General features: G+C 71.6%; 12 protein-coding genes. 6 read left to right on the top strand and 6 right to left on the bottom strand.

The genetic code is table 11. From position 1 onward, the window contains the following. Positions 1-110 precede the first annotated feature (110 nt). Positions 111-1,022 (bottom strand): class A beta-lactamase, encoded by a 912-nt coding sequence (gene bla / locus AB0J67_RS37785; RefSeq protein WP_363490055.1) that lies wholly within the window; start codon positions 1,020-1,022, stop codon positions 111-113. Between the two features lie 232 nt (positions 1,023-1,254). Between bla and AB0J67_RS37780 the strand changes: the two genes are divergently transcribed. Continuing rightward, positions 1,255-2,196 carry a hypothetical protein gene (locus tag AB0J67_RS37780; RefSeq protein WP_363490057.1) on the top strand — a complete coding sequence of 314 codons (942 nt, stop codon included), beginning with the start codon at positions 1,255-1,257 and terminating at the stop codon, positions 2,194-2,196. A gap of 158 nt (positions 2,197-2,354) precedes the next feature. On the opposite strand, the gene AB0J67_RS37775 is transcribed toward AB0J67_RS37780, so the two are convergent. Continuing rightward, positions 2,355-2,654: a hypothetical protein gene (locus AB0J67_RS37775; RefSeq protein WP_363490053.1), complete on the bottom strand. Its 300-nt coding sequence runs from the start codon at positions 2,652-2,654 to the stop codon at positions 2,355-2,357. A 277-nt stretch (positions 2,655-2,931) separates the two neighbouring features. Between AB0J67_RS37775 and AB0J67_RS37770 the strand changes: the two genes are divergently transcribed. After that, positions 2,932-3,174 carry a hypothetical protein gene (locus AB0J67_RS37770; protein WP_363490051.1) on the top strand — a complete coding sequence of 81 codons (243 nt, stop codon included), beginning with the start codon at positions 2,932-2,934 and terminating at the stop codon, positions 3,172-3,174. A gap of 66 nt (positions 3,175-3,240) precedes the next feature. Here the strand turns inward: AB0J67_RS37770 and AB0J67_RS37765 are convergent, their stop codons facing one another. From AB0J67_RS37765 to AB0J67_RS37750, 4 genes are all read right to left on the bottom strand, one after another. Further along, a complete protein-coding gene (locus tag AB0J67_RS37765; RefSeq protein WP_363490049.1) occupies positions 3,241-3,918 on the bottom strand; it encodes a hemolysin III family protein in 678 nt (225 codons plus the stop codon). 109 nt (positions 3,919-4,027) lie between these two features. Further along, the gene (locus AB0J67_RS37760) at positions 4,028-4,300 is read right to left on the bottom strand and encodes a hypothetical protein (RefSeq protein ID WP_363490047.1); all 273 of its coding nucleotides are present in this window, start codon (positions 4,298-4,300) and stop codon (positions 4,028-4,030) included. A gap of 188 nt (positions 4,301-4,488) precedes the next feature. Further along, positions 4,489-4,821 carry a YciI family protein gene (locus AB0J67_RS37755; RefSeq protein ID WP_363490045.1) on the bottom strand — a complete coding sequence of 111 codons (333 nt, stop codon included), beginning with the start codon at positions 4,819-4,821 and terminating at the stop codon, positions 4,489-4,491. A 178-nt stretch (positions 4,822-4,999) separates the two neighbouring features. Then, complete coding sequence (locus AB0J67_RS37750; RefSeq protein ID WP_363490043.1) at positions 5,000-5,452, bottom strand: DUF6463 family protein; 453 nt, start codon at positions 5,450-5,452, stop codon at positions 5,000-5,002. A 134-nt stretch (positions 5,453-5,586) separates the two neighbouring features. Here AB0J67_RS37750 and AB0J67_RS37745 point away from each other — a divergent pair, with 134 nt between their 5' ends. From AB0J67_RS37745 to AB0J67_RS37730, 4 genes are all read left to right on the top strand, one after another. Continuing rightward, positions 5,587-6,129: a helix-turn-helix domain-containing protein gene (locus AB0J67_RS37745; RefSeq protein WP_363490041.1), complete on the top strand. Its 543-nt coding sequence runs from the start codon at positions 5,587-5,589 to the stop codon at positions 6,127-6,129. Between the two features lie 88 nt (positions 6,130-6,217). Beyond that, positions 6,218-6,595 carry a gamma-glutamylcyclotransferase family protein gene (locus AB0J67_RS37740; RefSeq protein ID WP_363490039.1) on the top strand — a complete coding sequence of 126 codons (378 nt, stop codon included), beginning with the start codon at positions 6,218-6,220 and terminating at the stop codon, positions 6,593-6,595. A gap of 107 nt (positions 6,596-6,702) precedes the next feature. Beyond that, on the top strand, positions 6,703-6,870 hold the full coding sequence (locus AB0J67_RS37735; protein WP_363490037.1) for a hypothetical protein: 168 nt from the start codon (positions 6,703-6,705) through the stop codon (positions 6,868-6,870). Positions 6,871-7,064: 194 nt separating this feature from the next. Continuing rightward, positions 7,065-7,361, top strand: coding sequence for a hypothetical protein (locus tag AB0J67_RS37730; protein WP_363490035.1), 297 nt, complete (start codon positions 7,065-7,067; stop codon positions 7,359-7,361). The last annotated feature ends 116 nt before the right edge of the window (positions 7,362-7,477 follow it).

Raw genomic sequence — 7,477 nt, 5'->3', positions numbered from 1 at the left:
GGACGTGGACCACGTCCCGAAACGAGTAAGCACGGCGCAGTGACGCGGCGGGCTTCGGTCTGAGCTGTGGCCGCTGGGGGAGGTCCGTCGCGGCGGGGCCGAGAAATGAACTACCGACGTAAGGCGTCGACGGCCGCCGCCGCGGCCTGCGCGATCAGCCTGTCGTCGCGGGTGGCGTTCTCGTCGGCGCGGCTGGACATGATCGCAAGGACGATCGGGTCGCCCTGCGGCGGCCAGATCACGGCGATGTCGTTGCGGGTGCCGTAGCGGCCGGTTCCGGTCTTGTCGCCGACCTGCCAGCCGGCGGGGACCCCGGCCCGGATGAGCCGGTCGCCGGTGGTGTTGCCGCGCAGCAACCCGACGAACAGGGCGCGGTCGTCGGCCGAGAGCTCGTCGCCGAGGGCGTACGCACGCAGGTCGGCGGCCAGCGCCCGCGGGGTGCTCGTGTCCCGGACGTCGCCGGGGGTGGCCTGGTTGAGCTCGGGTTCGCGGCGCGCGGGAGCGGTGGTCCGGTCGCCGATGCCCCGCAGCGCCCGCTCGAAGCCCTCGGGGCCGCCGAGGTGGTCGAGCAGCAGGTTGCCGGCGGTGTTGTCGCTGTAGCGCACGGCCGCGTCGGCCAGGTCCCGCAGGCTCATCCCGGTCTGGACGTTCTTCTCGGTGACAGGGGAGTAGGGGATCAGGTCGGCGGTGCCGTAGTGGACGATGCGGTCGAGTTCGTCGGTGCTCGTGGCGTCCAGGACCGCCGCGGCGGCCAGCGCCTTGAAGGTCGAGGCGTAGGCGAAGCGCTCATCGGCACGGTGCGCGACGGTGCGGCCGGTGCCGGTGTCGAGCGCGTACACGCCCAGCCTGGCGTCGAACCGGGCCTCCAGGTCCGCGAAAGCGCCGGCCGCCGCGTCCCGGGTGGGGGACGCGGAGGCGGCGGTGGTCGGTGCCGGGGTGGTGACCGGTCGGCTCGTGCAGCCGCTGAGGGCCACGCAGATGAGCGTGGCGGCCAGGGCGGCCCGGCGTCGCAGGGTGATCATGGGTGCTCGCTCCTCGTTTCTGCCGGGCCGTGCGCATTCCATCATGGGACGGACAATCCTGGGGCAGGCCCCACCGCGGTTGCGGTAGTCCGCCGGATGGTTCGGCGCCGTGCGATCGCCGAGGCTGGCGGCATACCGCATCAGCATGGAGGTCCGGTCGGTGGCGACCGCTGACCTCCTGATCGCCGCCGGGGAGCAATCGTTGACCACCCTCACCGCACCTGTCGCCGCGATGCGCGGCTGGCACCGCCCGCTGACGGCGAGCGCCATGGTCCTGTTCGCCCTGGTGCCGGCCTGTGCCGTCGGCATGGTCGTCGACGATCGTCTGCTCCTGGGTGAATCGGTCTGGCTCAAGCCGATGAAGTTCGGCTTCGCCATGGGGGTGTACGGCCTCACGCTCGCGTCGCTGCTCAGCAAGCTGCGCCGGGGCCGCCGCGTCGGCTGGTGGCTGGGCACCGTCTTCGCGGTCGCCGGGCTGCTGGACGTCGGTGCCGTGGTCTATGCCGCCGGGCACGGGACGTTCAGCCATTTCAACAGCGGCACCGACCCGGTCGCGCGCACCGTGCGGACGGTGTTCGGGTTCGGTGTCCTGCCGCTGCTGCTGACCACGCTGGCCATCGCGGTCCTGGTGCTGATCCAGCGCACCGGCGACCTCCCGGTGACCCGCGCCCTGCGCGCCGGACTCGGGCTGGCCGTGGCCGGCATGGTCGTGGCCGTGTGGCTGAGCAACTCCGCGGCGGTCGCGCCCCGCACCGTGACCGACGCGAACGGCCGACCGGTGTCCATGATCGGCGGCCATGGCATCGGCGACCCCGACGGCACCGGCATGCCCCTCACCCACTGGAGCACGACCGGCGGTGACCTGCGCGTGCCGCACTTCGTCGGCTTGCACGGCATCCAGGTGCTGCTGCTCGTCGCAGCCGGCCTCGGCCTGCTGGCTTCCCGGCGCGGCAGGCTGCGCGACGAACGGGTCAGGGCCCGGCTGGTGGGTGTGGCCGCACTCGGCTATACCGGGGTGTTCGCGGTGCTCACCTGGCAGGCGAAGCGGGGCCAGCCGCTGATCCACCCGGATGCGCAGACCTGGCTCGCCTTGGCGGCAGTGGCCGTGCTGACCGTGGCGGCCACCGCCGCGGTCGTCGTCACGGCGCGGAGGCGACCAGCTCCGCTCACCTGAGCGATGATCGGGAAGGAGTGCGGCCGGCACCCGTCAGACATCGGCGACACCGCACCGGGAAAGAGCGGTGCGTTCGCCGGGAGCGCGCGAGCGACCTCCGTGGTCGAGCTGCCCGAAGGGCGGCCGGACCGTGGGAGGTCGCTCGCCGCCGGACCGGATCAGGCGCGGCAGACGAAGGTGGCCCGAGCGGTCCCGCTGCCGGCGGAGGTGTACCAGTCGGCGCGGACGGTGTGCCGCGTCGGCCCGGGGTCGCACGGCCCGCTGGGCCACCCGACCGCCACGCCGTCGACGTACCACGCGGACACGTAGTAGCCGGGCTGGATGTCGCAGTCGTACCAGCTCGCGTGGGACTCGCATTCGACGACGGACACCGCCTGCGCCGGGCTCGCGGGAACGGTGACGGCGAGGCTCGCCGCCAGCACCGTCGCCGCGGCTGCAAAATGTTTGCGGATAGACATTGATGCATCGTAACTATTCTTCAGGCATCGGCCATCGTCCATGCGGCCCTAATCGCCGGCCTCTGACCGGCCGCGCGTACCCCCGCTCAGGCCAGGCGCAAACCTCGACACGGCACAGATCGGCCGACTCGCCGGCCGGTCTGGCGGATGAGTCGCGGTTGGTCACCGAAACCGCAGTCTCGCTGCGCTGACGTGCGTTTTCCGTACATCATGGCGATATTCATGGTGCGTCACGCGCGTGTCCCTGGGGGCGCCGTGGCCGGGTGGGGGAGATGTCATGGCAAAGATCATGGTGAAGTTCGTCCACGGCTGCGCCGAGGTGCTCAGGGAACTCGAGGTCGACCGACCTGATGATCCGCCGATGTCGGTGTGCCTGTGCCCACCGACGACGGCGTCGGTGGCGTCGGCGGAGTCGGAGGCACAGGATGCCTGGGAAGCGGTCTACGTGCGGGAGCAGAGCACCGGCATTCAGTCGCCCTGGGTCTACCGGTTCTGCGGGCTCGCCGATCCGGAGGAGTGACCGGGGGCCACGGCCCGCATCCCCGGACGCTCACTTCGGGCGCCGCGGGCCCGCACGTGGCAGGGCTCAGGCGAGGATGGCGAGGTAGATCGCGATGTGGTGGCAGAGGGCGGCGACCAGCGTGCAGGCGTGGAACACCTCGTGGTGGCCGAACACCGCGGGCCACGGGTCCGGCCGGCGCAGCGCGAACAGGACCGCGCCGGCGCTGTAGACCAGGCCACCGGCCGCCAGCAACGACAGTGCGACCGTCCCGCCCACCTGCGCGACGTCGGGCAGGATCACGACAGCGGCCCAGCCCAGGCCCAGGTACATGAGTGCGAACACCGAACGGGGCGCGCCCGGCCGGATCATCGAGACCGTGACTCCGGCCAGCGCTCCGATCCAGACCAACGTCAGCACCAGCGCCGCCTTGGCCTGGCTGAGCAGCAGGACGCACAGCGGGGTGTACGTGCCGGCGATGAAAACGAAGATCATGGCATGGTCGAGTCGGCGCATGGTCTGGTAGCCCCGCTCGCTCCAGACGCGGCGATGGTAGAGCCCGCTGACGGCGAACAGCGCGCAAACGGTGACGCAGTAGACGGCCGCGCTGGCCACGGCTGCCGGTCCCGGCCGCGTGGCGGCGACACCGACCATCACCATGCCGCAGACGACGGCGACGAAGAAGCCGTACACGTGCAGCCGGCCTCGCATGCGCGGCCGCCCGAAATCGGCGAGAGTGGGTCGTTGTGTGCTGATGGAGGTCATGCCATCCTCCGCAGCTGTAACGGCATGGCTTTTTCCATGGCGACCTGAGGGCCACCGCAGCGTGGCCGCCCGGCCGTCGCTGTCACCGCCACCGCGGGGGCGGCAGCCATCAGGCGTTCTCTGCCCGCAACTCGTCCGCCAGCGGCGAGGCGATCCGGTTCTCCGGATTCTCCGTCCCGGCCATGCCGCCGTCCGGGGAGATCGTGCCGTCGAACTGGTAGACCGGAAGCTCGTCGTCGTCCACGCGTCGGGTCGCCGTGGTCGCGACGTAGCGATGGATGAGCCCGTCGGCCTCCATCTCCAGCAGCGGCCCCTCCGCCCCGTCCAGCCGGGAGCCGTCGAACGGCCCGTCGCTCAATACCACGTCTTTGCTCTGTGTCATGACCGCTCCACTACCCCGCCGGATCGGCACCCAAACAAATGCGGCGGCGTTTCAGCAGCTCGCAGCCTCGAATGACCGGGGCAGCGTGGGTACGCGGCGGCCGGGGAGCGGGCGCCGTGAGGGGCGGCCGGTCTGGACGGGCCGCCGCGAGCCGCGCCCCTGTCCGCCGCGCCGGAGCGCCTGGTGCGCTACACCGGCTCGGTCAGCGGCCACACCTCGACGACGCCGTGCGCGACCGCGCACGGGGTCAGCGACGCGAGCCGGATCGCCTCCTCCATCGACTCCGCCTCGATGATCGCGAACCCGGCGACCGGAAGGGTGCTGGACATGAAGGGGCCGTCCGTCACGGTCGTGCCCGCGCCGTCGTGATTGCGCACCTGCACGGCGGCGCCCGCGATGCCGCTCTCGACGCCGGCCTCGCGCAGCTTCGCGTCGTGGGCGTGCGCCCGGTCGCGTACCGTCGCGTCCGTGCGGTCGTAACCGTCCTGGTCGCCGTACCCGATGGTCATGAATCGCGCCACGCCGGTTCTCCTCGCTGGTCGCATGCCCCGCGCGACGCGACCGCCGGGGACGGCGGTCGGCCCGGCTCGGGCCTGCGCGGAAGCTGGTGATGTCTCAGTCCCGGTCCATACCCCAACGGCGGCGGGCCAATCACCTCCGCTGCCCGCGGGAGTGCGGGCAGCGTCTCCACCTGCACCGTCAGGACACGCCCGGTGCCTCTGGGGCGGCCCCCTGCGGGGTGCGGTGCCGCGCCGCCAGGACGATGAGCAAACCGGAGACGATACCGAGGAAGAACGGCGACGGCACCAGGATGATGCCGGCCAGGGCGCACCATGCCGCCAGGGTCCAGCCGATCGCGGCCGGCACCGCCACCCCACGGCCGGACAGGTGCCAGAGCAGGCACCCCAGCAGCACCAGGGGCACGGCGAAGCTTGCCGGACCCGACCAGAAGGTGACCTTGTTCTGCAGGGACGCCACGGTGGTTACGGTGTCGCCGCCGAACGCGAGGGGGACGGCCGCCCACCATCCCCGCTCCGCCCAGCCGACGACGTCCCCCCAGGCGATCGCCGCCAGCAGGCACAGGTGCCCCGCCCCCAGGAAGACCATGATCCCGCTCGCCCAGCGCAGCTTGCGTCTTCTGTGGATCGCCATGAGCTCGCTCCTTCACCTCGGACCCGGCACGACCGCCGCGGATGGTGGACCGCATATGTACGGTGCCGTATAGTTGATGCGTACGGTACCGTACACATCAGACTCCCGATACCGGAGGTGACCCGATTCCCGCTGTGGCACGCACGACACGAGCCCGCTGGATAGAGGCGGGCCTCGAGGCCCTCGCCGAGCGCGGACCCGACGCGGTCCGGGTGGAGACGCTCGCGGCCCGGCTGGGGGTGACGAAAGGCGGGTTCTACGGGCACTTCGAAGGCCGTCCCGCGCTGCTCGCGGAGATGCTCGACGAGTGGGAACGCCGCTGCACCAGGGAGGTCATCGCCCAGGTCGACGCCGAAGGCGGGGACGCGGCCGACAGGTTCCGCCGCGCCGGGCAGCTCACCTTCTCGGCGGAGCTGCACCGGATAGATCTCGCGGTCCGTGCCTGGGCGCGCCAGGACCAGGCCGTCGCGACGCGCCTGCGCCGTATCGACAACGAGCGCATGGACTTCCTGCGCAGGATGTTCGGCACGTTCCTCACCGATCCCGCCGAGGTCGAGGCGCGCAGCACCCTGGCGTTCGCGCTCGCCATCGGCCGCCACTTCATCGTCGCCGACCACCCCGGCTACACCACACGTGAGGCCGTCCAGCTCGCCGGCGAATACCTCCTGCGCGAATGACGCCGGTTCCGGCGCGGGTCCGCCCGCCGGGCGCCGCCGTCAGGGCAGGGCGTGCTCAGCCGGGCTGCCGAAGGTTAGCGTTGATCAGGTGAGCGAGAATCTCGGCGGGAACCACCGCCTGGCGACGTACGGCACCCTCGCACCCGGAAAGCCGAACCACCATCAGCTCGACGGGCTTGACGGCCGCTGGTTCGCCGGCCATCTCCACGGCCGGTTGCTCGACGCAGGCTGGGGCGCGACGCTCGGCTACCCGGCGCTCGTCGTCGACCGCGATGGGGACCGCATCGACGTACAGGTCTTCGAATCGGCCGACCTGCCCGCCCACTGGTCACGCCTGGACGACTTCGAGGGTCCCCAGTACCGGAGAGTGCCGGTCACCGTGCACACCACCGCCGGGCACGTGGAGGCCTTCGCCTATGTGCTGAACCCGTCGGCGGACGCGCCGCCGCGCGAGCGGCGTCGCTGAGGAAGCGGGCTGAGCCACCCGGGCGGGTGGTGAGGATTAGCCGGGCCACCGCCGGGAATCCGGTCGTCAGACGACCGGAGGGAATCCTTGTGGACACGATCACGACCTTGGCTCAGGATTTGGACGTCAGCGCGCAGGACGTGCAGAACTACGTCGCGCGGCTGGTGGAGCAGGACGGCGAGTCCGCCGTCATCGCGCAGCAGGCGGCCGACCCGGCACAGGTGGGCCTGACCGACGCCGCGGCCCGGCGAGTCCGCGTACAGCTGAGTCACTGACGGGCGTCCCCATCGCCCAGCGATCACGCTGGGGTGGGACTGCCTGCTCCCCGGTCGGGGGCCGGCGGCGGCGTCGAGCGGCATGGTTCACCGCCGTCCGGAAAGGTCGGTCGTGTGACCGGGGTCACCGACGGCATCGTTTGGTGCGACGAAGGCGGGGTTATATCGCCATGGTCGTCGATGGGGGAGTTGCGTTGTCCCAAGATATGTTCTCGTTCACCGAGTTGCTGCTGGCCTGCGTGGTCGGTGCGGTCGTCGGCGCGTGCGCCGTGGGCGGGCTGATGTCGTCGTGGCTCGGTGAGGTCCGCCGAGCGCGCCGCATGGCGTCCCGGCAGCGGCGGGAGGCCCAGGAGCTGCTGCGCCTGGCCGAGCGTGCCCCAGGCATGAACACCGACGCCTGGGACGCGCAGCTGCTGCGGCGGGTCGCCGATCCCGGCAACACCGCGGCGCGCGTGCCGATGAACCCGCCCAGCCGCCACCGCGCGATCTGAGCCGTGGCACTGACCAATATGGTGGGGGAGGCCGGCCCGCGGCGGATCGACGGCCCGGGCCGGTCGGAAGAGCGGGGTGTTGGGGAAGAGGGGTAAAGGTGCGGGGGATAAGTGGG

The organism is Catellatospora sp. NPDC049609 (assembly GCF_040675365.1).
GTDB lineage: Bacteria > Actinomycetota > Actinomycetes > Mycobacteriales > Micromonosporaceae > Catellatospora.
This window is presented reverse-complemented; position numbering and strand designations above follow the sequence as displayed.

Excerpts from the sequence above, each read along its gene's own strand:
- AB0J67_RS37750 (WP_363490043.1), bottom strand. The coding sequence starts at position 5,452 with ATGGCGATCCACAGAAGACGCAAGCTGCGCTGGGCGAGCGGGATCATG.
- AB0J67_RS37775 (WP_363490053.1), bottom strand. The coding sequence starts at position 2,654 with ATGTCTATCCGCAAACATTTTGCAGCCGCGGCGACGGTGCTGGCGGCG.
- AB0J67_RS37765 (WP_363490049.1), bottom strand. The coding sequence starts at position 3,918 with ATGACCTCCATCAGCACACAACGACCCACTCTCGCCGATTTCGGGCGG.
- bla (WP_363490055.1), bottom strand. The coding sequence starts at position 1,022 with ATGATCACCCTGCGACGCCGGGCCGCCCTGGCCGCCACGCTCATCTGC.
- AB0J67_RS37780 (WP_363490057.1), top strand. The coding sequence starts at position 1,255 with ATGCGCGGCTGGCACCGCCCGCTGACGGCGAGCGCCATGGTCCTGTTC.
- AB0J67_RS37760 (WP_363490047.1), bottom strand. The coding sequence starts at position 4,300 with ATGACACAGAGCAAAGACGTGGTATTGAGCGACGGGCCGTTCGACGGC.
- AB0J67_RS37770 (WP_363490051.1), top strand. The coding sequence starts at position 2,932 with ATGGCAAAGATCATGGTGAAGTTCGTCCACGGCTGCGCCGAGGTGCTC.